This is a genomic window from Bacillus cereus group sp. N8, from assembly GCF_016483685.1.
In the GTDB taxonomy this organism is placed as follows: Bacteria; Bacillota; Bacilli; order Bacillales; family Bacillaceae_G; genus Bacillus_A; species Bacillus_A proteolyticus.
The window spans coordinates 1-248 of sequence record NZ_JAEHBK010000195.1; the positions used below are offsets into that span (position 1 = coordinate 1).

Genomic DNA, 248 nt, shown 5'->3' on the forward strand with positions numbered 1-248 from the left:
GGTGAGCCATGAAGGATTCGAACCTTCGACCCTCTGATTAAAAGTCAGATGCTCTACCAACTGAGCTAATGGCTCATTTTGAAAGTGGTGCCGGCTAGAGGACTTGAACCCCCAACCTACTGATTACAAGTCAGTTGCTCTACCAATTGAGCTAAGCCGGCTTGCGACTTCAAAATGGTGGCTCGGGACGGAATCGAACCGCCGACACGAGGATTTTCAGTCCTCTGCTCTACCGACTGAGCTACCGA

The 248-nt window shown here is 50.8% G+C and carries 2 tRNA genes; both read right to left on the reverse strand.

Going from position 1 to position 248, the window contains the following annotated elements:
• Positions 1-2: 2 nt before the first annotated feature.
• Positions 3-75 (reverse strand) — tRNA-Lys (locus tag JDS80_RS30975).
• A gap of 10 nt (positions 76-85) precedes the next feature.
• A tRNA-Thr gene (locus tag JDS80_RS30980) sits at positions 86-161 on the reverse strand.
• Positions 162-248: the final 87 nt, after the last annotated feature.